This window comes from Tardiphaga sp. 841_E9_N1_2 (assembly GCF_051811065.1).
Taxonomy (GTDB): Bacteria; Pseudomonadota; Alphaproteobacteria; order Rhizobiales; family Xanthobacteraceae; genus Tardiphaga; species Tardiphaga robiniae.
This window is the reverse complement of record NZ_JBPWQC010000001.1, coordinates 166,737-187,459: the sequence shown is the minus strand read 5'-3', so window position 1 is coordinate 187,459 and position 20,723 is coordinate 166,737. Positions and strand designations below refer to the sequence as shown.

The following is a 20,723-nucleotide window of genomic DNA, read 5'->3' as shown; positions in this document are numbered from 1 at the left end:
TGGATGCCCGGCACAAGGCCGGGCATGACGGAGTACAATGGTGAAACAAGGTGCACGTCGCGGTTCCGGGTTCGCTCGCCAAGAGGCGAGCGCCCCGGAATGACAGTGTGAGGCCCAACTTCGCGCGTTTTTACGCCGCGCCCTTGAGCAGCCGCTCCGCTGCGGCCCGCGCTTCGGCGGTGATCTCCGCACCCGCGAGCATCCGCGCGATTTCCTCGCGGCGGTGATCCTCCGCCAGCGTGTTGACGCGCGTCGCCACGCGCTTGCCCTTGTCGAGGGCGTCCTTGGAGATCAGCAGATGCTGGTCGGCCCTCGCCGCCACCTGCGGGGCGTGGGTGACGGCCATCACCTGGACCTTGCCGGCGAGCCGCGCCAGGCGCGCGCCGATGGCGTCGGCCACCGCGCCGCCGACACCGGTGTCGATTTCGTCGAACACCAAAGTCGGTGCGGAACCCTTGTCGGAGAGCACCACCTTCAGCGCCAGCAGGAAGCGCGAGAGTTCGCCGCCGGAGGCGACCTTCATCATCGGGCCGGGGCGGGTGCCGGGATTGGTCTGAACCCAGAATTCGACGCGGTCGATGCCGTGCGGACCCGGCGTCGCCGCATCGCTGTCGACTTGGGTGATGAACTTGGCACGTTCGAGCTTGAGCGGACCGAGTTCGGCGATGACGGCCTTGTTGAGCTTCTCGGCGGACTTGATGCGCGCCGCGGAAAGTTTTGCCGCTGCGGCGGCGTATTTCTTGTCGGCGTCAGAGGCCGCGGTCTCCAGCCCCTTGAGCTGGCCGGCGCCAGCATCGATGGTGGCGACATCGGCAAAATATTTTGCGGCCAGCGCGGCGAGCCCGTCGACCGGTGTCGAATATTTCCGCGCGGCGCCGCGCAGCGCGAACAGCCGTTCCTCGATACGCTCGAGTTCCGCAGGATCGAAATCGGCGGCGATGAGCGCGGCGGCAAGATGCTGGTCGGCTTCTTCCAGCGCGTTGATGGCGACGTCGATCGCCTTCACCGCGGGCTCGACCAGCGACGGCGATGAACCGGCGCGGCGCTCCAGCCGGCGCACGGCGGCGGCCAGCGACGAGATCGGCGAATGATGGCCGGACACGGCCTCCTGCGCCTCGCGCAGGTCGGCCGCGATCTTCTCGCCCTGCATCATGCCGGTGCGGCGCTCCGCAAGCTTGCTCTCCTCGCCGTCCTTCGGGTTGAGCTTCTTCAGCTCATCGGCGGCGTGGCGCAGATAATCGGCATCGCGCGCGGCACGCTCCATATTGGCGCGATGGCTTTCAAGGGCCGCATAAGCGGACTTGCGGGCCTCCCAGAGCGTCTCCAGCGCGGTGACGTCCTTCTCCAGCCCGGCGAAAGCATCAAGCAGCCGGCGATGCGTGGCGGCATCTACCAGGGCGCGCTCGTCGTGCTGGCCGTGGATCTCGACCAAAGCGGCGCCGACCGCCTTCATGGTCTGCACGGAGATCGCCTGATCGTTGATGAAGGCACGGGTGCGGCCGTCGGCGAGCTGCACGCGGCGCAGAATCATCTCGCCGGAATCGTCGTCGAAGCCGTTGTCCTTGAGAATCGCCAGCGCCGGATGGCCCTTGGCGAGATCGAACACGGCCGTGACCTGGCCCTGCTCGACGCCGTGGCGCACGAGCCCGGCATCGCCGCGGCCGCCGAGCGCCAGCGCAAACGCATCGAGAAGAATGGATTTGCCGGCGCCGGTTTCACCGGTCAGCACTGCAAGACCGCGGGAAAACTCGATATCGAGCCGTTCGATCAGGACGATGTCACGGATCGACAGACGGGCCAGCATGGGAGGTCAGTTCCTAACCGAGGCCAAATCTCTTGAAGGCCTTGCTCAGGTAAGACCCCTTGTTCTCGCTCGGCTCGAGACCGCCGGACTTTACAAGATTGTAGGCGTCTTTGTACCACTTGCTGTCAGGAAAGTTGTGGCCAAGCACGGCGGCAGCGGTCTGCGCCTCGTTGACCACGCCGATCGCCATATAGGCCTCGGTCAGGCGCATCAGCGCCTCCTCGACGTGACGCGTGGTCTGGTACTGTGTCACGACGGTCTTGAAGCGGTTGATGGCGCCGGTGTAGTTGCGCTTGTCGAGATTGTAGCGGCCGATTTCCATTTCCTTGCCGGCAATCTGGTCGCGTGCGCCTTCCAGCTTCTTCTTGGCCGAGGTCGCATATTCCGAGGTCGGATATTTGCGGACCACTTCCTCGAGCGCAGCCATTGCCTTTTCGGTGCGGCCTTGGTCGCGCGAGATGTCCGGGATCTGGTCGTAATGCGAGGCGGCGATCAGATACTGCGCATAGGCCGCATCCGGGCTACCGGGATGCAGCGTCACATAGCGCGTGGCCGAGCCGATGCAGGTGTCGTAGTCGGCGGATTCGTAGGCCGCATAGGCCGACATCAGCAGCGACTTGCGCGCCCATTCCGAATACGGATGCTGACGATCGACTTCCTCGAATTTCTTCGCGGCGGCCTTGGGATCCTTGTTGTTGTTCATGAGGTACAAGCCCTCATTGTAGAGCTTGTCGGCGGGCTCCTCGACGAAAGTGTCGTCCTTGGTGCCGAACTTGTCCCAGATCGCGCCGGTGCCGCAGCCGCTCAGCGGCACGGCCAGCACGATGAGACCCGCGGCGAACCGCGCCTGGCGGCCGAAACGGGTGAGCAGTGAATCGCTGGATTCGAGCGTAATGCGCTGTGCCGACATATATCTGAGACCTGACGCCTTCATGCGGTGTCTGCGCGGTACGCGCACAATCACGGACCAACCGGATACGCGCCCGCAGCTTCGCTTGACCGCGTGCTCTATCTACCCGAATGACATCCGTTAACCAACCGGATACGGAGCCATTTCGCCCGGATTAAGGCGAAGGATGTGGAGATACAGGCGGTTATGGTTACCGGGCATGTCCCGGCAACAAATGACATTCGCTCCAGCAATAACGGCAAACACCTGAACTCTCGCCAAACGGGTAGTTCATGATCTATTTTACCTCTGGGAGAACACCCACAGGCACCTGTTCCCATGAGTGGTCAAAAACGAAACCATCAAGCTGATCGCGAATTGGTGCAATGCCGCATCGGTAACGCTGGGCGGCACGGGTGTCGTGGTTCCTATCCTGTCGCGATATTTTCACTTCGGACCCCAGGTGCAAAACGCTGATGGATTGTGGGGCCTCATTCTCCTTTGCGGAGCGCTTTGCGTCGGCTTACATTTGCTCGGACAGCTAGTCTTGGGAGGGCTTGATGAACAGCCTTGAAATTCTACCCTACGCGGCTCCCGTGTTATTCGCGGCCGCCGTTTCTGTAACGGCTTGGCTGAGCTATCGACGGATCACCCACAAATATCCGACCATCACGGCAGAACAGCCGCGCAACTATAAACCACCGAAGCTCAACGATTCGAAGCGACCGGCTTAAGACGACGGATACTCAGAATATCGGGATGAGGTACGCTCCAACGCACGACGTCAGGAGCTGACAATCTTCAGCAGTCGATCTCAGGAAACGTCCGGGCCGAAAGCCGGGGCGATCATGCCACCAAGCATGCCCGAGGTGACATCGGCGCTGGCGCGGCCGCGGCGGACGGGGACGGCATCGGCTTCGACGATCTTCCAGGCCGAACGATCGGCCATCAGGGCGCAGAGCACGGCATTGTTGAGCTTGTGGCCGCCGCGCACCGAGCGGTAGGCGCCGAGGATCGGCAGACCGGCCAGCGCGAGGTCGCCGACGGCGTCCAGCACCTTGTGGCGGGCGCATTCATCGCTGTAGCGCAGGCCTTCGGTGTTGAGCAGCTTGTCATCGTCGAACACGACGGAATTCTCGAAGGACGCGCCGAGCGCGAAACCGGCGCTCCAGAGGCGGGCCACGTCGTTCATGCAACCGAAGGTGCGTGCACGGGCGATATCGCGGCGGAAGGATTCGGGATTGAGATCGAGCACGTAGCTCTGGCGGCCAATCACCGGATTGGCGAAGCTGATTTCGACTTCGGCGCGGAAGCCCGCAGCGTGAGGGCGGATTTCGCCGAACGAGTCACCGATGGCAACCTGCACCGGTTTGAGAACCTGAATGAAGCGGCGACGGGCGCCCTGCTCCACAACGCCGGCCTGATCGATGGCGGCGACGAAGGCGGCTGCGGAGCCGTCCATGATCGGCACTTCCGGTCCATCGACTTCGATGGTGGCGTTGTCGATGCCCATGCCGCGAAGCGCAGCAAGAACATGTTCGGCGGTGGAAACGATTGGGCCTTCACGATCGCCGAGCACGGTGGCAAACTCGGTGGCGATAACGGATTTGGCGTCGGCCTGGATTTCGCGATCGGCACCTTCAAGACCGGTGCGCACAAAAATATAACCTGCATCGACGGGCGCAGGTCCAAGCGTGAGACTGACAGGCTTTCCGGAATGGACGCCGACACCGGTAACGGTGGCTTGCGATCCAAGCGTTGTCTGTCGGCTGAAAGTCATAAGGTACCCACCCAAGTAGCCTCTCGTCATGAGAGGGACTCTCTCAGTCGAACCTTGCGGCCTCCTGAGTCCCCGAGTCGCAGTCACATTAACCCCTGCCACAAAGTGCGCCAACTCACGCTTTTTTACCGATTGTTACCCCACCTTTGCCGCAATCAGGCCAGGGGTTAACCAATATTTCTGCCGGTTCCACGGCTCCTTCAAGCCTTGGCCGAGCGCGTCGGTAAAGATTAATGACTTACTATCAATAGGTTAAGAAATCCTACTGCCTTTGGGCGGCTGTCACAAACGAAAGCCCCGGCTGATCCAGCCGGGGCTTCTGTCGTCGACACGATTGTAACAAATGTCAGCTTGTCTGGCGGCGCAGGAAGGCCGGGATATCCAGATGATCGTCGCCCTGTGGCGCCGGCGCAACAGGTGCCGGGCGGCCATGAGAATCAAGACCCTGCGGTGCCGGACGGCGGGCGTATTCAGACACCGGCGGCTCGTTGCCCATCTGCTGGGCGACGCTGCGCTGTGGCTTACGCTCGGGCAGCGGCGGCATCGGAGCCATCGGCGGGGCCGACGGACGACCGGAGACCGGCGCTTCCGTTTCCTCGTCGCGGCGGCCGAGACCGACATTGGCCAGACGCTGCAGCAGCGACAGGCGAGCCTTCTGCGGTTCCTCTTCCGATTCGCCACGTGCCTGACGGATCTCATTCTGGGCCGGCATCGGCAGTTCTTCGAATTTCGGCATCCGCGGAGCGCGCAGCGGAGCACGTTCGGCCGATGGCGGAATGAACTGTTCGGGGATCGGCGCTTCGACAGGAGCTTCCTGGCGCGGCGCTTCCGGGAACAGCGAGGGCTTCTGCGCAATCGGACGTACCATCACGTCGCCATACTGCTGCGGCGCAGCGGCTTCCGGAGCCACGGCAGCGGCGATGGCGGCGAGCGCGGCACGCTCATGGCTGGTCGCCGGGGCGCGGGGCGCGGCAGCGGGCGCCGGAGCGCCAGCAGACTTGGCAGCCGCTGCGGCAGCGAGACGCTGGTTGTCAGCGCGGAGACGCGCGGTCAGATCGGCCAGGCGGGCATCCGGAGCGCCGTTGCCGGCAGGAGCCGCAACGGCCGAGGTCACGGTGGTGACCGGGGCCGAGGAATTGCGGGCCAGCATGGCCTGCTCGATGCCGGTGGCGACGACCGACACGCGGATCACGCCGTCGAGGCTCTCGTCGAAGGTGGCGCCGACAATGATGTTGGCGTCGGCATCGACTTCTTCGCGAATACGGGTCGCGGCTTCGTCGACTTCGAACAGGGTCAGGTCCTTGCCGCCGGTGATCGAGATCAGCAGGCCGCGGGCACCCTTCATCGAACTATCATCGATCAGCGGGTTGGCGATCGCAGCTTCCGCTGCGGTCAGCGCGCGCTTCTCACCGGTGGCTTCGCCGGTGCCCATCATCGCCTTGCCCATCTCCTTCATGACTGCGCGCACGTCGGCGAAGTCGAGGTTGATGAGGCCTTCCTTGACCATCAGGTCGGTGATGCAGGCAACGCCCGAGTAGAGAACCTGGTCGGCCATCGCGAAAGCGTCGGCGAAAGTTGTCTTCTCGTTGGCAACCCGGAACAGGTTCTGGTTCGGGATGATCAGCAGCGTGTCGACCACCTTGTGCAGCTCGGCAATGCCGGCTTCGGCCGTGCGCATGCGGCGCTGGCCTTCGAAGTGGAACGGCTTGGTGATCACGCCGACGGTGAGAATGCCCATGTCGCGCGCGGTCTTGGCGATAACGGGCGCTGCACCGGTGCCGGTGCCGCCGCCCATGCCGGCGGTGACGAACACCATGTTGGCGCCGGTCAGGTGATCACGGATTTCGTCGATGACTTCCTGCGCGGCGGCAGCGCCAACGTCGGGCTGCGAACCAGCGCCGAGACCCTGGGTGACCTGCGTGCCCATCTGCACGATGCGCTGGGCCTTCGACATGGTCAGCGCCTGCGCATCGGTGTTGGCGACGACGAAATCGACGCCCTGCAGACCGGCGGTGATCATGTTGTTGACGGCGTTGCCGCCAGCGCCACCGACACCGAACACGGTAATGCGGGGCTTCAGCTCGCTGATATCAGGAACGTTGAGATTGATGGTCATGAGGTTGCCTCTCGATTACGCGCGCGTTGTGTGGTCATGCCATTGGCCGGTGGCCGATGGCGTCGGAGATGGAAAAAACACTGGCCGGAAAAATTTCATCAGAAGCCCTCTCGAAGCCATCGTCCGACCTTTCCGAAATAACCGTCACTGGTCCCTGTCTTGAGCTGCCGCGTATGCCGCGGTTCGACATGTTCAAGATGAGCGAATTGCGGATAGACCAAGAGGCCCGACGGCACCGCGAACGAAGCGCTCTTGGCTTCATTGGGCAGCCGGCCGAAGCCGAGTGGTCGTGCAATGCGCACGGACCGTCCGAGAATCTGGCTGCCGAGTTCGGCAAGGCCGGTGAGCTGCGACGCGCCGCCTGACAGCACCACGCGTGCGCGCGGTTCTGCAGCGAAGGGCGAATCCGCCAGCCGGTCCCTGACCATTTCAAAAATCTCCTCGGCACGCTGACGCACGATGTTCGCGATCGTGGCGCGGGATACGACCTGCGGAAAATCGCGATCGTTATCACCAGCCGTCGGCACGTTCATGAGTTCGCGCGCATCGGAGCCACCCGTCAGCACCGTGCCATATAACGTCTTGATTCGCTCGGCATCCGCGATGCAAGCACCGAGTCCGCGCGCGAGATCCATGGTGATGTGTTGCCCGCCGACCGCAAATCCGGAGGCGTGCACGAAGCGTCCGCCGGAATAGGTCGCGATCGTTGTCGTACCTGCGCCCATCTCGACCACCGCAGCGCCGAGATCGGTCTCGTCATCGGTGAGAACAGAGAGACCTGCGACATAGGGCGCCGCAGCCATGGCTTCGACGTTGAGATGGCAGCGCTCGACGACCAGCATCAGGTTACGTGCGACCGTCGCGTCCGCAGTGACGACGTTCATATCGACGCCGAACTGCGAGGCGACCATGCCCTTGGGATCGCGAATGCCCTTCACGCCATCGAGTGAATAGCCGACGGGCAATGCATGGAGCACCGTGCGGCCCGGCGGCGTCGCGTGGCGCATGCCGGTCGAGGTGACACGTGCGATATCGGAGGCCGTGACGGCGCCGCCCTTGATATCGGCTGACGCTTCAATCAGTTGGCCCTGCAGGCGACCGGCCGAGACCGACAGCAAAACGGATTCGACGCGAACCTTGGCCATACGTTCGGCCAGCGCCACCGCCTGACGGACGGCCTGCTCGGCCTCGCCCATATCGACGATCGCGCCGGACTTGACGCCGCGCGACTGGATCTGGCTGTAGCCGATCAGCTCAACCGCATGGCTGCGGCCACGCAGAGCTTCGTTCGGCGCGGATGGCCGCAGACGCGCAATCATGCACGCGATCTTGCTGGTGCCGACGTCCAGCGACGCCACCAGCGCGGTGCGGTTGGCCGCCATCTGACGCGTTTTCGGCGCCTGGTTGCGATCGAGACCGGTCATGCCGCGCCAGCCTTCTTCTTGGACTTGTCTTGTGCCTTGAACAGATCTTCGCGCGCCTTCGCTGCGTCTTCCGACAGCCGCACGGTCAGCCGATCCGACAGCCGCATGTCGATGGCGACGATGTCGCGCGAGAACAGGCGATCTTCCTTGTCGAGCTTGCTGAGCATGGCCAGCGCGTTGCCGACGTCGATTTCCGGGAGGCGAATGTCGAGGCCATCCTTCAGGCGGAGATTCCAGCGGCGCTCGCCGACGAAGATCGCGGCCTTGGTGACCGAGCGCACTTGCGGATAGCGATCGAGCAGCGCGAGGAAATCCCTGGCGTTGCTGTCGGCGCCCTTGCCCACCACCAGCGGCAGCGACATGAAGCGGCGCGACACGTAGTTTTCGAGAACGGCACCGTCATCGGCGATCACCGAGAGACGACCGTCCTCCTGCCACAGCGCAAAGGCCGTGCGCTCGGTGACGTCGATCTGCAGACGGTTCGGATATAGCTTCAGCACATTGGCGTCAGCGATCCACGGATTGGCCTTGAGCTTGTCGCGGACAGCCGCTGCATCGAGGAAGAACAGCGAGGAGCGACCATTGACGCCGCCGATGGCCAGGATCTCGTCCTGGGTCAGCTGCTTGCGGCCGTTGAGAATGACGGAGGCAATGCGGAAGCCGGCGGCATTGGCCGCAGCGTTGCGCGCATCGCTAAAAGCTTCGACCATTTCGTCGACGTGATTGCCCTTGACCACGCCAAGCGCGAGGCTGCCCGTCAGCATCAACACGGTGGCCGCAATTCCGACGCGGCGCGGCGCGTAACGCTCAAGCGTCGCGATGAAGCGATTGGAACTCTGCTCGCGGACGGCAGGCTTGGCGGCACGAAAGCGGGCCCAGAAGCGGGCGAGCGGGTTCAGCTGCTCGCGCAGCAGAATGCCTGCCCCAAGGGCAGCCATTTTAAGATCAGCTTGGGGCCTCAAGGGTCGCACCGACCGAGAGAGGCGTCCTCCACCATCCATACCACGAGCTCGTCACAGGTTACGTCCGCATTGGCGCGGGACTTGAGGCGCGAGTGACGTCTCGGTCCTGCCGGGATGGATTCAAGCCTTTGAAAAAGGCCGGTTTTCCATCGATACGCGTCGTCACGGAATCCCCGCAAAGCTCACGCCTCGGCAGCCAAGCGCACACGCGCCGCCAGCGTTAACCTTCGGCCTTCCTGGTAAACAAAGTGTAAAGGGGATGGGCGCAGAGCGCGATTTGATGCGGCTGTGGAAGACTTTAGCCGAGGTGTGGCCGACGCGCCCGAGGGAACTGCGGCGGCTTCGTGGCCGGCATCACCGGGTTGCCGGAATTAACGCGGGGGATCGGGTGGCGCGGCGGTGAAGCGCTGGTGCGCTCCCTCGCCCCGCTCTTGCGAGGAGAGGGCTGGGGTGAGGGGCGCTTCGATCTGCAAACGCCAGCGATGAGGAGAGCACGGTGCGCTGCCCCTCACCCGCCGCGAAGACGCGGCGACCTCTCCCCGCACAGAGCGGGGAGAGGTTAAAAGCCGCCTGCCCGCTTCACGGCCAGATCGATCTGGCCGTTCAGGAAATCCACGAAACTGATCCCCTGGGCGTTCAGCGCCTTGGGATAGAGCGAAGCTTTGGTCAGACCCGGGAGCGTGTTGGTCTCCAGATAGACTGGGCCTTTGGCCGACACGATGAAGTCCGACCGCGAATAGCCGCGGCACGACATTGCGCGGTGCGCCTTGACCGCGAAATCCATGATCGCCGCTGAAACCTCCGGCGTGAAACGCCCCGGACAGATCTCTTGCGTCGACTTCGCAAGATACTTCGCCTCGTAATCGAAGCCGCCATCAGCCGGGATGATCTCGATCGGCGGCAATGCGATCAGCGAGCCATCGGCCTGCTCGAGGACGGCGCAGGTCGCTTCTACACCAGCGACGAACGGCTCGATGACATAGTCCTCGGTCCTGGCCGCATTGCGCACGGCGAGGAGATCCTGCTTCGCATTGACGAACATCAGGCCGTAGCTCGATCCGTCACGTGCGGGCTTGGCGATCAGCTTGCCGTATTCGGCAAGCGCCGCTTCCATGTCGTTCAATGCGACACCCGCCGCGATGGGCACGCCTGCGATGGCTGCGAAGCGCTTGGCGCCGACCTTGTCGAAAGACAGATTGGATGACGCTGAACCGGAACCCGTGAACGGGATGCCGCGCATTTCGCACATCACCTGCAGCTCGCCATTCTCCGCAGCGCCGCCATGCATGCCGAGCACCAGCACGCGGTTCTCGGCTTGGGCCTTGTCGAGCGCCTGCGTCAGCACGCCGATGCTGCTGCCACCGGGCTTGAACGGATCCTCGAACGGACGATCATGGGAGAGCAGCGCCGTGCCCGACGTCTCGTAGACGCGGTCATCGGCATCCCAGAACCAGAGATCCGCATCGGGCAACGCGCTGTGCAGAGCCTGTGCGGAGGCCACCGACACCAGACGCTCCTTGTTCAGGCCACCAAACATGATGGTGATCCGCTGAGGTCTCGCCTGCTCCGTCATTGTGTCGTCTCCGAACCCATCCGCGAATCGCGCCTTTGCCGACAAGGCAATAGCATCACGCTAGCCGAGTCATATAATGCCTTGTCGGAGGCGGTTTTGCGAGCCCGCCCCGCGGTGACATGGAAGCGACCTGATGATCAGAGCCTGGCTCGAACTCTCTACCTTCGGCATCTTCGCGACGCTGGGCACCATCTATTACGGAGTCGCGCTGATCCTCGTGGGGCTGACATCCAGCCGGCTGCTGTCGATGCGGCTGAAGTCCCTCCACGGCATCGTCGCGCCCTTCTTTTCCTCGGTGGCCATCCTGTTCGGCCTGCTCACGGGCTTCCTTGCCAGCGACGTCGGCGATCGCAACCGCCAGGCCGTCCGCGCCGTTCAGATCGAGGCCGGCGAGTTGCGAAACATCCATACGCTGAGCGTGGCATCGGTCACCGACATGTCCAACATACGCGCTGCGCTGAACGCCTATGTGACATCGGAAGTGACGGAGGAATGGCCGGCAATGCTTCTCGGCCTGAAGTCGCCGCGCACCGATGTGGCCTATGACAGCCTGCTGCGCGAAATCAGCGATCCCGCCATCACGCGCGATGCCAGCAACACGGTGCATGGGGCGCTGATGGGCGCCTCGATCCGCGCGGGGACCGCGCGCAATGACCGGCTCAGCCTGTCGACCGACCACACCAACGATCTGAAATGGACATCGGTCCTGCTGCTCGGGCTGATCACACAACTGGCGCTGGCGCTGGTTCATCTGGAACGTCCGCGGGCCATGCTCGCGGCGCTCACGGTGTTCGCCAGCGGTGCCATCGTCGCTCTCGGCATTATCGCGCTTCAGGAGCATCCGTTCGACGGCGCCTTCCGCGTCGCCCCTGCGCCACTGGAAAATCTGCTGAGCATCAGCGAGGCCGGACCGGCGTCGGCACTACCGCCACCGCCGAAATAGCAGCCCAAGCGTTTCCGAGCGAAGTGGTGCCGGTTCGCGTTAAGGAAACGCGTCAGACATATCGTGTTACGGCGCGACGCCGATCCGCTTGATTTCCCAGTGCAGGTCGATGCCCGACTGCGCCAGCACGCGCGCACGCACGGTCTCGCCGAGCGTTTCGATATCGCTCGCTGTCGCATCGCCTGTGTTGATCAGGAAATTACAGTGCATCTCCGACACCTGCGCGCCGCCGACGCGCAGTCCGCGACATCCCGCGGCATCGACCAGCTTCCAGGCCGAATGACCGGGCGGGTTCTTGAACGTGGAGCCACCGGTCTTCTCACGGATCGGCTGCGCGGTCTCGCGATGCGCCTGCACCTCGTCCATCCGCGCGCGAATGGCGGCGGGCTCCGTCACAGCTCCGCGGAATTTCGCTGACGTGAAAATGATCGACGGATCGACGCCGGAATTGCGATAGACGAACGCCATGCCGGCATTGTCGAAGACGTGTTTCGTGCCGTCGCCGCCGATGCCGGTGGCCTCGATCAGTACATCCTTGGTCTCGTCGCCATTGGCGCCGGCATTCATCCGCAGCGCGCCGCCGATGGAGCCGGGAATGCCGAAGTAGAATTCCAGCCCGCCGATATTGGCCGCTGCCGCCGTCTCCGCCACGCGCTTGTCGAGTGCAGCCGTGCCGGCGCTGACAATGTCGCCATCGGCTGACGTTGCGCCGAAGCCGCGCGGGCTCAGGCGAATGACAACGCCTTCGATGCCGCCATCGCGCACGATGAGATTGGAGCCGACGCCGACGACGGTGACCGGAATGTCGCTCGGCAGCTTCGACAGGAAGTAAGCGAGGTCGTCTTCATCGGCTGGCGTGAACAACACCTGCGCGGGGCCGCCGACGCGAAACCATGTCAGCGGCGCGAGGGATTCGTTGGCGAGCAGACGCCCGCGCAGATCGGGCATCGCAGATGTGAGATCGGGGGTGATGTCGGGGAAGGTCATAGCGTGTTTTGCACGGTGCGAAGTGTGCACCCTCCCCCCTTGCGGGGGAGGGTGGCGCGTAGCGCCGGGAGGGGGGTAAGCCGCAGGCGCCGTCGCTCGGGGGGGGGGGGGGGGCCCCCCCCCCCCCCCCCCCCCCCCCGCCCCCCCCCCGCCCCCCCCCGCCCCCCCCCCCCCCCCCCCCCCCCCCCCCCCACGCCGCAGGCGCCGTCGCTCGGGGTTACCCCCCTCCCCGACCCTCCCCCGCAAGGGGGGAGGGAGCGCAGCGGCCTGTGTTGCGATGCCGATATCAAACATCAACAATCCCTACCCCAGCGCCTTCAATTCGCCGGGCAATGCATAAGCCCACTGCGTGATGTTGCCTGCACCCAAGCACACCACCGTATCGCCGCTCTTCGCAACACCCGCGACAAGACCCGCAAGCGCCGCGGACTCCTGCAGCGGGATCACCTCGCGATGGCCGTGGGCGCGCAGGCCGAGCACGAAATTATCGCGGTCGATGCCCTCGATCGGCGCTTCGCCGGCGGGATAGACGTCGGCGACGATCACGGTGTCGGCGTCGTTAAAGCAGGTGCAGAATTCCTCAAACAGCGACTGCAGGCGCGTGTAGCGATGCGGCTGCACCACGGCGATCACCTTGCCCGCAGTGCTTTCACGCGCGGCGCGCAGCACGGCGGAAATCTCCACGGGATGATGGCCGTAGTCGTCGATGATGGTGACGCCGTTCCACTCGCCGGTCTTGGTGAAGCGGCGCTTGACACCGCCGAAGCCGGCGATGGCCTTGCGGATCGCCTCATCGGACATGCCGAGTTCATGCGCGACGGCAATCGCCGCCGTGGCATTGAGGGCGTTGTGACGACCGGGCATCGGCAGCAGAAGATTATCGATCTCATGCGCGGTGCCGGCCTTGCGATCGCGGAACGCGACCTTGAAGCTTGAGCCGCCATTGGCGGGCTTCAGATCGACCAGCCGCGCATCGGCCTGCGGATTCTGTCCGTAAGTGATGATGCGGCGATCCTCGATCTTGCCGACGATGCTCTGCACCACGGGGTGATCGATGCACATCACGGCGAAACCGTAGAACGGCACGTTCTCGACAAAGTGGCGGAACGCATCCTGCACGGCATCGAAGGTCTTGAAGTGATCGAGATGTTCGGGATCGACATTGGTGACGATGGCGACATCGGCCGGGAGCTTCAGGAAGGTGCCGTCGCTCTCGTCGGCTTCGACGACCATCCACTCGCCCGCGCCGAGCCGCGCATTGGTGCCATAGGCATTGATGATGCCACCATTGATGACGGTGGGATCGAGTTCGCCGGCATCGAGCAATGCGGCGACCATCGACGTCGTTGTGGTCTTGCCATGGGTGCCGGCGATGGCCACGCAGCTCTTCAAGCGCATCAGCTCGGCGAGCATCTCGGCGCGGCGCACCACGGGAATGCGCTGGGCGCGCGCGGCCATCAGTTCCGGATTGTCGCGCTTGATCGCGGTGGAGACGACGAGCACGTCGGCGCCGGACACGTTATCGGCCTTGTGACCGACATGAATGGTGATGCCTTTTTCGCGCAGACGATTGACATTGGCGCTTTCGGAAGCGTCCGAGCCCTGCACGGTGTAGCCGAGATTGCACAGCACCTCGGCGATGCCGCTCATGCCGATGCCGCCGATACCGACAAAGTGAATAGGTCCGATTTCGCGCGGCAGTCTCATGGGGCGTCTCTATGTTCCATCATGTCCGGGCAGCGCGAAGCGAGCTTCGCTGGACGTCCGGGCATCCAAGGCTTGTCTAACAGATGACTCCTTCAAACAGACGTGGATGGCCGGGACAAGCCCGGCCATGACGAAAAAGACGGAAATTTGGCTTGCGGATCAGACGAATCCGCCACCTTCGCTGCTGCTGTGCCCTACTCTGCCGCCGCGGGAACCGCAGCCCGCCCCCGGTCGAAGCGGATTGCGCAAAGTGCCACAGCGAGCGCTGCCAGCGGCGCCAATGCAGCGACCCACGGCACCGAAGCGAGACCCCCGTGATCGATCACCGCACCGCCGAGCCAGGCCCCGATGGCGTTGCCGAGATTGAACGCCGCGATGTTGAAGCTCGAGGCCAGGCTCTGGCCGGCGCCATGGGCCTTCTCCAGCACCCACATCTGCAACGGCGGCACGGTGGCGAAGCCCACGGCGCCGAGCAGCGCCACGAATGCCACCACGGCGATCTGGCTGTGAACAGCGAAGGTCATCAGGAACAGCACCACCGCCAGTGCAGCGAGGCTGCCCAGCACCGTCGGCAGCAGCCAGCGGTCGGCGAGCCGTCCGCCGACCAGATTGCCGACCACCAGCCCGCCGCCGAACACCAGCAGGATCGGCGACACCGCGGTCTCCGAAAAGCCGGCCAGCCGGGTCAGGATCGGCGCGATGTAGGTGAACAGCGCGAATACACCAATCCAGCTCAGCACCGTCGTGAGCAGGCCAAGCAGCACCTGCGGACGCGCGAGCACCGCGAGATCCTGTTTCAGATTCGACGGCGCGGGCTTTTCCTTATCTTGCGGCACGAACAGTGCGATGATTGCGAAGGCGGCGACGCCAACGGCGGTCACGGAGAAGAAGGTCGCGCGCCAGCCAAACCCCTGCCCCAGCCAGGTACCGAATGGCACGCCGAGAATATTCGCCACGGTCAGACCGGTGAACATGATGGCGATGGCCGAGGCCTTTTTGTCCGGCGCCACCAGCGTGGTCGCCACCACCGAGCCGACGCCGAAGAAGGTGCCATGCGCGAAAGCCGTGAGCACGCGTGCCGCCATCAGGCTCCAGTAATCCGGCGCCAGGGCGCAAGCGAGATTGCCGATGGTGAAGATTGCCATCAGCACCAGCAGCACGGTCTTGCGCGGCCAGCGGGCGGTCGCGACGGTCATGATCGGGGCGCCGAGCACGACACCCAACGCATAGCCCGAGATCAGCAGACCCGCTGCCGGGATCGACACGCCGAGGTCGCCGCCGACCTCGATCAGGAGACCCATGATGACGAATTCGGTGACACCAATTCCGAAGGCGCCGGCGGTAAGCGCGTAGAGTGCGAGAGGCATGATCCTATCCCGTGCGTGAAACGGGCCAGATGCCCGACAGCGGGAGATGTGGACCTCCGGACATTGATGAGATAGACGTGGCATAGGCACAATATTTGTGAATTGAATTCACTCAATAGATTGAAGTCAGATGTCACGACTGGACGTCAACCGCTCCGGCGAGATGGAAGTGTTCACCCGCGTGGTCGAGCTCGGCGGTTTTTCGACCGCGGCGCGGGCCTTCCGGATGACCCCCTCTGCCGTCAGCAAACTGGTGGCGCGGCTGGAAGGGCGGCTCGGCGTGCGGCTCATCAATCGCTCGACGCGCAAGCTTCAGCTCACGCCGGAAGGCAGCGCTTTCTATGAGCGCGCACTACGCATTCTCGACGAGATCAGCGCGGCCGAACGCGAAGCTGCCATCGGCGCAACACCGAGCGGCCTGCTGCGCGTCAATACCAGCGTGCCCTTCGGCCTGCGTCTCCTGCTGCCGCTGCTGCCGGATTTCGCGAAGCGCTATCCCGACATCAAGGTCGAGGTCGTGCTGACCGATCTCGTCGTGGATCTCCTGGAAGAGCGCGCCGATGTCGCCATTCGCGTTGGCTTGATGCGCGAGTCACGACTGCTGGCGCGCAAACTCGGCGAGAGCCGGATGGTGGTGGTTGCCGCGCCGGACTATCTCAAAGAGCGCGGCACACCCAAGACGCCGGACGATCTCGCTGACCATAATCTGCTGCGCTTCGGCTTTGCCAAGTGGGAGAACGGCTGGCCGTTCAAGATCAGCGGCGAAACAATCGCCGTGATGCCGTCAGGGAATGCCCTCGTCAGCGACGGCGAAGCGATGCAGCACCTCGCCGTGGCCGGCATGGGCCTCGCGCGACTGGCGCGCTTTCACGTCGAGGCCGATATCAAAGCCGGCCGGCTGGTGCCGGTGCTCGAAGCTTTCAATCCAGGCGACATCGAACCGATCCACGCGGTGTTCGTCGGCCACGGCGGACAATTGCCCGCAAGGGTGCGGGCGTTTCTGGATTATCTGGTGGAGACCGTGAGGCTGTAGCGTCCAGCATCTCGTCGTCATGCCTCCGCTGTGCCCATCACTTGAAAGGCACTGATCGGCGGAGGCAGCCCCGGCGGTTTCTCGCCCGTGAAAAATGCAGCGAGATACATCTTTCCAAGCAGATGCCTGGTCTCCAACGCGTCGGGCGCCAGCCGCCCATCGCGCAAGGCCTGCTGGAATTCCGCAAGTGTAGGAGCCGAGAGATCCGTGTCCGGCACCGAGCGCGACGCGGTCGCGACCGCGCTGAACTGGACGCCCGCATAAAACAGACGGGTGAGCGCGCGCATCAGTTCGAGTCGATCGCGCAGGCTGCGATCAGGCGGGTAACCGAGCCATGCCTGCAAAAGCACCTCTTCGAGTTCAGGTGACGGCGCAAAGTTATCGAGCATGGTCGCCATATCGACGACGGGATCGTTGCAATAGGCCGACTCCCAATCGACCAGCCACAGACGCTCGCCATCGAACAGAAGGTTGCGCGGCAGGATATCGTTGTGGCTGGAAACCGCCTCGTCGCTATTCCACGTATAGGCGCTACGGAGGTCTGCCAGACGCTGCGTGTGGGCATCGAGCACACCGGGCGCAAACAGATTTGTGCGGCAGACATGGGCCCACAGCCGAGCTGTGATATCCGGATAGTCGACGAAGCGCCCGAACCTTGGCGTGCCCTGCAGGCGCCGCAGCATGTCTCCCAGCGCCTGTGCCAAAGCGTGAGGGCCGCCGGGATAGGACTGCAGAGGCTGTTCGACGATGAAATCCATCACCGCGACACGTGCGGTCTCATCCACATAGTGCAGCCGCGGCGCGATCCCTGCCTGTGCGGCGATGCGCATCGACGTATATTGGTGCGGATTACGCAGCGGACTTGCGGCCCCCTCCATGCGCAATACGTAGCGGCGATCGCCGGCGGCTACTCGATAGACAAAAGCACCCGAGACGCCACCTGGAATCGGCCGGATGGAATCGATGGTTGCAGAACCGACGGTCGCCCTGAGCGCGACCCTCGCCGTCTCGCGGTGCGTCATCGGAATATTGGAAAGATGCTCTCCGCTCATTGTCCCCCCGGGGCGAACCGCGTGGGAACGACGTGTAGCAGAACCGATGACCTAAATCTTCGCGACCTTGGCGACCAGATCCGCCAAACGCTCCGCGGCATCGAGCTTGCCGACCTTGCGGGCGCCTGAGGCCATCGCGGTCAACCGCGACGGCTCGCCGGCCAGCGCCGAGATTTCAGCCGCCAGACGATCCGGCGTAAAGTCGCTCTGCGCGATGCGGAGTGCGCCGCCGGCATCGGCAAGCACACCGGCATTGGCGAACTGATCCTGATCGAGCGCACCGGGCAGCGGCACCAGAATGGACGGCCGCCCGATGGCCCCGAGTTCGGCGACGGTGCCCGCACCGGAACGCGAGATGACGAGTTGGGCTGACGCGAGACGCGCGGGGAGATCGCTGAAGAACGGTGCGAGTTCGGCCCTGATCTTGAGCTTGTCATAGACCGCACGCACACGGCTCATGTCTTCGTCGCGCACCTGTTGTGTGAGCACAAGGCGATTCCACAGCGCCGGTTCGAGACGCTCGATCGCCGGCGGGACGATATCAGCCATGATGCGCGCGCCCTGGCTGCCGCCGACGACGAGCAAGCGGAATGGCCCGGTGAGATCCGGCGCGGCATAGGGGACGGCGGCGGCCGCGAGGATCGCCGGGCGCATCGGCGTGCCTGTCGTGGTGGTCTTCTTCGACAATTCGGGATCGCGGTCGAGCACGCCGGGCAACGACGTCGCGATGGCGCTGACCTTGCCGGACAGCATGCGATTGGCGCGGCCCATCACGGCGTTGGAATCGTGAATGAGGGTGGGAATGCCGAACAGACGCGCGGCAAACAGCGGCGGCACAGTCGGATAGCCACCGAAGCCGATCACCGCCGCGGGCTTCAGGCTGCGCATCAGATTCAGCGCCATCGCGGTGCCGGCAGCGAGCATGATCGCGGTGCGGGCCAGCGAGATGGGATTGCGGGAGCGCACCGTCTCGCTCGGCACCACGTCGATCATCTCGCGCGAAAACAGACCGCTATATTTCAGCGCACGCGCATCTGTCACGAGCCGGACGCGCAGCCCGCGCTTCATCAGCGCAACGCCGAGCGCTTCCGCCGGAAACAGATGTCCGCCGGTGCCGCCCGCCGCCAGCAATATGAGGGGCGCGGTACTCATCACGCGTAAGTGCGCGCGACGTGGGCGTCGATCGCCTCGACTTCGGTGCGCGGGCGCATCCGCGTCAAAGCGAGCAGCATGCCGACGCTGTAAGCCAGCGAGATCATCGACGAGCCGCCATAGGAGATGAAGGGCAGCGTCATGCCCTTGGCGGGGATCAGATGCAGATTGACCGCCATGTTGATCGCCGCCTGCACGCCGAACAGGATCGCGAGGCCCGAGGCAGCGAAGCGCGAGAACAGATCTTCGGTGGCGTAAGCGCGCGACATCGCGCGGATCACGATGAAGGCAAACAGGCTGAGCACGGCGAGGCACAGCAGGATGCCGAACTCTTCGGCGCCGACGGCGAAGACGAAGTCGGTGTGGCTGTCCGGCAGGCTGCGCTTGGCGATGCCCTCGCCGGGCCCAAGGCCGAACCAGCCGCCATTCGAAAATGCTTCCATTGCCGTATCGACCTGGAACGTGTCGCCCGAGGCGGGATCCATGAAGCGTTTGATACGGCCGGCAACGTGCGGCACCAGGAAGTAAGCCATCAATAGCCCGCCTGCCGCGGTGGCGCCGAGGCCGAACACCCAGACCATGCGCATGCCGGCGATGAAGAACAGCGAGCCCCAGGCCATCAGGATCAGCATGGTTTGGCCGAAGTCAGGCTGCATCACCAGCAGCGACACCAGCATCATCAGCAGCACGATCGCCATGGAGGTCGCCGGCATTTCCGGTTTGCGCGCGGATTCCGAGAACAGCCACGCGGCGATGACGACGAAAGCCGGCTTGGCGGATTCCGACGCCTGAATGTTGATGCCGAGAATGGTGATCCAGCGCTTGGCGCCCTTCACTTCCGGCCCGATCAGCAAGGTCGCCAGGATCAGCACGATGGAGATCGCGAACACGACCAGCGCCGAGCGGCGGATCTGCCGCGGCGTCATGAAGGACACGCCGATCAGTACGATAATCGACGGCACCAGGAACAGGATGTGGCGGTTGAAGAAGTGGAACGGATCAAGCCCGATGCGGGTCGCCACCGGCGGCGACGCCGCGAGCGAGAGGATCACCCCCGCCAGCATCAGCGCGATGATCGCCGCCAGCAGCAGGCGGTCCACGGTCCACCACCATTCGCTGAGCGGGGTGCGTTGTTCGCGAGAGATCATAAGCGCGTCCTGCGGGTCGATGAACTCCTATCGATGGGCCATCGTGGTTGCCAGACGGTTAATGGATTGTGAAAATTTGGCCCCATTCAGGGCGGCCAGCGGCGGACTGTGACTGCAGGGTGCGTGAAATCGGAATAGTCGATGACGAGATTCGCGCGGTTTTGCGGGTCGTTCTCTTGCAGATACAGGCGCTGGCCTTCGATATAGCGCCGGTTGGACGCGGCATCCACATCAGCCGATCCGTATCCGGGGCCGCGACCGGCGCCGCGCGGGATGGTGATGGTGAATGGCGCATCCAGAAAAATCGACAGATCCCAGACGTCCCTGAGTTCCGGGCGGTGCAGAAAAATGCCATCGAAGACGAGGACAGCATCGAGATCGGCGATCGACCAGCAAGCGGCGACCGGGGCGTTCACGGTGTGATCGAAGATGGCAGGGCAATAGACGCGCGAGCCGCCGGGTCCGAGTGGATCGAGCAATACTTTCCGCAACTCAACATAATTGTAGGAGTCCGCGTAAAAGCCATGTGGAGAGGTTTTCCCCTGCCGGTATCGGATCTCGCGCCTGTTGTGAAAGCTGTCCACGGAGGCGCGGATAACGGGCCGTCCGAGCGTGCCGATTACACGCGCGAGCGTGTCCGCGAACACCGTCTTTCCTACACCGTCCACGCCATCGATGCCGACGCGGAGGATCGAGCCCGTCGCATGATGCCGAATAAATTCAGCGATCTCTGCGATCAGTGGCGACGTGTCCTTGCGATCATCCGACGGCTCAATCATCAACGCC

17 protein-coding genes are annotated in these 20,723 nt (G+C 64.0%); 3 read left to right on the top strand and 14 right to left on the bottom strand.

The features are described from left to right. Positions 1 to 130: 130 nt before the first annotated feature. Complete coding sequence (gene recN, locus AB8A50_RS00880) at positions 131 to 1,804, bottom strand: DNA repair protein RecN (RefSeq protein ID WP_120289050.1); 1,674 nt, start codon at positions 1,802 to 1,804, stop codon at positions 131 to 133. 13 nt (positions 1,805 to 1,817) lie between these two features. Beyond that, entirely contained in the window at positions 1,818 to 2,714 is an 897-nt protein-coding gene (locus AB8A50_RS00875) for an outer membrane protein assembly factor BamD (RefSeq protein ID WP_439079895.1), read from the bottom strand. Between the two features lie 539 nt (positions 2,715 to 3,253). Between AB8A50_RS00875 and AB8A50_RS00870 the strand changes: the two genes are divergently transcribed. Continuing rightward, positions 3,254 to 3,427: a hypothetical protein gene (locus AB8A50_RS00870; protein WP_158005698.1), complete on the top strand. Its 174-nt coding sequence runs from the start codon at positions 3,254 to 3,256 to the stop codon at positions 3,425 to 3,427. A gap of 80 nt (positions 3,428 to 3,507) precedes the next feature. On the opposite strand, the gene lpxC is transcribed toward AB8A50_RS00870, so the two are convergent. The 5 genes from lpxC to AB8A50_RS00845 all read right to left on the bottom strand — a co-directional run bounded on the left by lpxC (position 3,508) and on the right by AB8A50_RS00845 (position 10,548). Beyond that, a complete protein-coding gene (lpxC, locus tag AB8A50_RS00865; protein ID WP_089267338.1) occupies positions 3,508 to 4,473 on the bottom strand; it encodes a UDP-3-O-acyl-N-acetylglucosamine deacetylase in 966 nt (321 codons plus the stop codon). 346 nt (positions 4,474 to 4,819) lie between these two features. After that, positions 4,820 to 6,589: a cell division protein FtsZ gene (gene ftsZ, locus AB8A50_RS00860; RefSeq protein WP_068734083.1), complete on the bottom strand. Its 1,770-nt coding sequence runs from the start codon at positions 6,587 to 6,589 to the stop codon at positions 4,820 to 4,822. A 98-nt stretch (positions 6,590 to 6,687) separates the two neighbouring features. Beyond that, entirely contained in the window at positions 6,688 to 8,013 is a 1,326-nt protein-coding gene (gene ftsA, locus AB8A50_RS00855; RefSeq protein ID WP_068734085.1) for a cell division protein FtsA, read from the bottom strand. Then, entirely contained in the window at positions 8,010 to 9,014 is a 1,005-nt protein-coding gene (locus AB8A50_RS00850) for a cell division protein FtsQ/DivIB (RefSeq protein ID WP_439076436.1), read from the bottom strand. Before AB8A50_RS00850 ends, ftsA begins: the two co-directional genes overlap by 4 nt. Positions 9,015 to 9,534: 520 nt before the next feature. Then, positions 9,535 to 10,548, bottom strand: coding sequence for a D-alanine--D-alanine ligase family protein (locus AB8A50_RS00845; protein ID WP_439076435.1), 1,014 nt, complete (start codon positions 10,546 to 10,548; stop codon positions 9,535 to 9,537). Between the two features lie 133 nt (positions 10,549 to 10,681). Here AB8A50_RS00845 and AB8A50_RS00840 point away from each other — a divergent pair, with 133 nt between their 5' ends. Further along, positions 10,682 to 11,491 carry a DUF4239 domain-containing protein gene (locus tag AB8A50_RS00840; protein ID WP_439076434.1) on the top strand — a complete coding sequence of 270 codons (810 nt, stop codon included), beginning with the start codon at positions 10,682 to 10,684 and terminating at the stop codon, positions 11,489 to 11,491. A 66-nt stretch (positions 11,492 to 11,557) separates the two neighbouring features. Here AB8A50_RS00840 and murB read toward each other — a convergent pair whose 3' ends face one another. From murB to AB8A50_RS00825, 3 genes are all read right to left on the bottom strand, one after another. Next, complete coding sequence (murB, locus tag AB8A50_RS00835; RefSeq protein ID WP_439076433.1) at positions 11,558 to 12,478, bottom strand: UDP-N-acetylmuramate dehydrogenase; 921 nt, start codon at positions 12,476 to 12,478, stop codon at positions 11,558 to 11,560. A gap of 303 nt (positions 12,479 to 12,781) precedes the next feature. Beyond that, positions 12,782 to 14,185 carry a UDP-N-acetylmuramate--L-alanine ligase gene (gene murC / locus AB8A50_RS00830; RefSeq protein WP_068734093.1) on the bottom strand — a complete coding sequence of 468 codons (1,404 nt, stop codon included), beginning with the start codon at positions 14,183 to 14,185 and terminating at the stop codon, positions 12,782 to 12,784. Positions 14,186 to 14,379: 194 nt separating this feature from the next. Next, complete coding sequence (locus AB8A50_RS00825) at positions 14,380 to 15,552, bottom strand: MFS transporter (protein ID WP_231077574.1); 1,173 nt, start codon at positions 15,550 to 15,552, stop codon at positions 14,380 to 14,382. A 130-nt stretch (positions 15,553 to 15,682) separates the two neighbouring features. On the opposite strand from AB8A50_RS00825, the gene AB8A50_RS00820 reads away from it, so the two are divergent. Beyond that, a complete protein-coding gene (locus tag AB8A50_RS00820; RefSeq protein ID WP_439076432.1) occupies positions 15,683 to 16,585 on the top strand; it encodes a LysR family transcriptional regulator in 903 nt (300 codons plus the stop codon). 17 nt (positions 16,586 to 16,602) lie between these two features. Here AB8A50_RS00820 and AB8A50_RS00815 read toward each other — a convergent pair whose 3' ends face one another. From AB8A50_RS00815 to AB8A50_RS00800, 4 genes are all read right to left on the bottom strand, one after another. Then, positions 16,603 to 17,637 (bottom strand): phosphotransferase, encoded by a 1,035-nt coding sequence (locus tag AB8A50_RS00815; protein WP_231077575.1) that lies wholly within the window; start codon positions 17,635 to 17,637, stop codon positions 16,603 to 16,605. Between the two features lie 51 nt (positions 17,638 to 17,688). Beyond that, positions 17,689 to 18,792, bottom strand: coding sequence for an undecaprenyldiphospho-muramoylpentapeptide beta-N-acetylglucosaminyltransferase (gene murG, locus AB8A50_RS00810; protein ID WP_231077576.1), 1,104 nt, complete (start codon positions 18,790 to 18,792; stop codon positions 17,689 to 17,691). Next, the gene (gene ftsW / locus AB8A50_RS00805) at positions 18,789 to 19,937 is read right to left on the bottom strand and encodes a putative lipid II flippase FtsW (protein WP_089267347.1); all 1,149 of its coding nucleotides are present in this window, start codon (positions 19,935 to 19,937) and stop codon (positions 18,789 to 18,791) included. The genes murG and ftsW overlap by 4 nt, the downstream gene beginning before the upstream one ends. An 86-nt stretch (positions 19,938 to 20,023) precedes the next feature. Continuing rightward, the gene (locus AB8A50_RS00800; protein WP_210185350.1) at positions 20,024 to 20,716 is read right to left on the bottom strand and encodes a uridine kinase; all 693 of its coding nucleotides are present in this window, start codon (positions 20,714 to 20,716) and stop codon (positions 20,024 to 20,026) included. Positions 20,717 to 20,723: the final 7 nt, after the last annotated feature.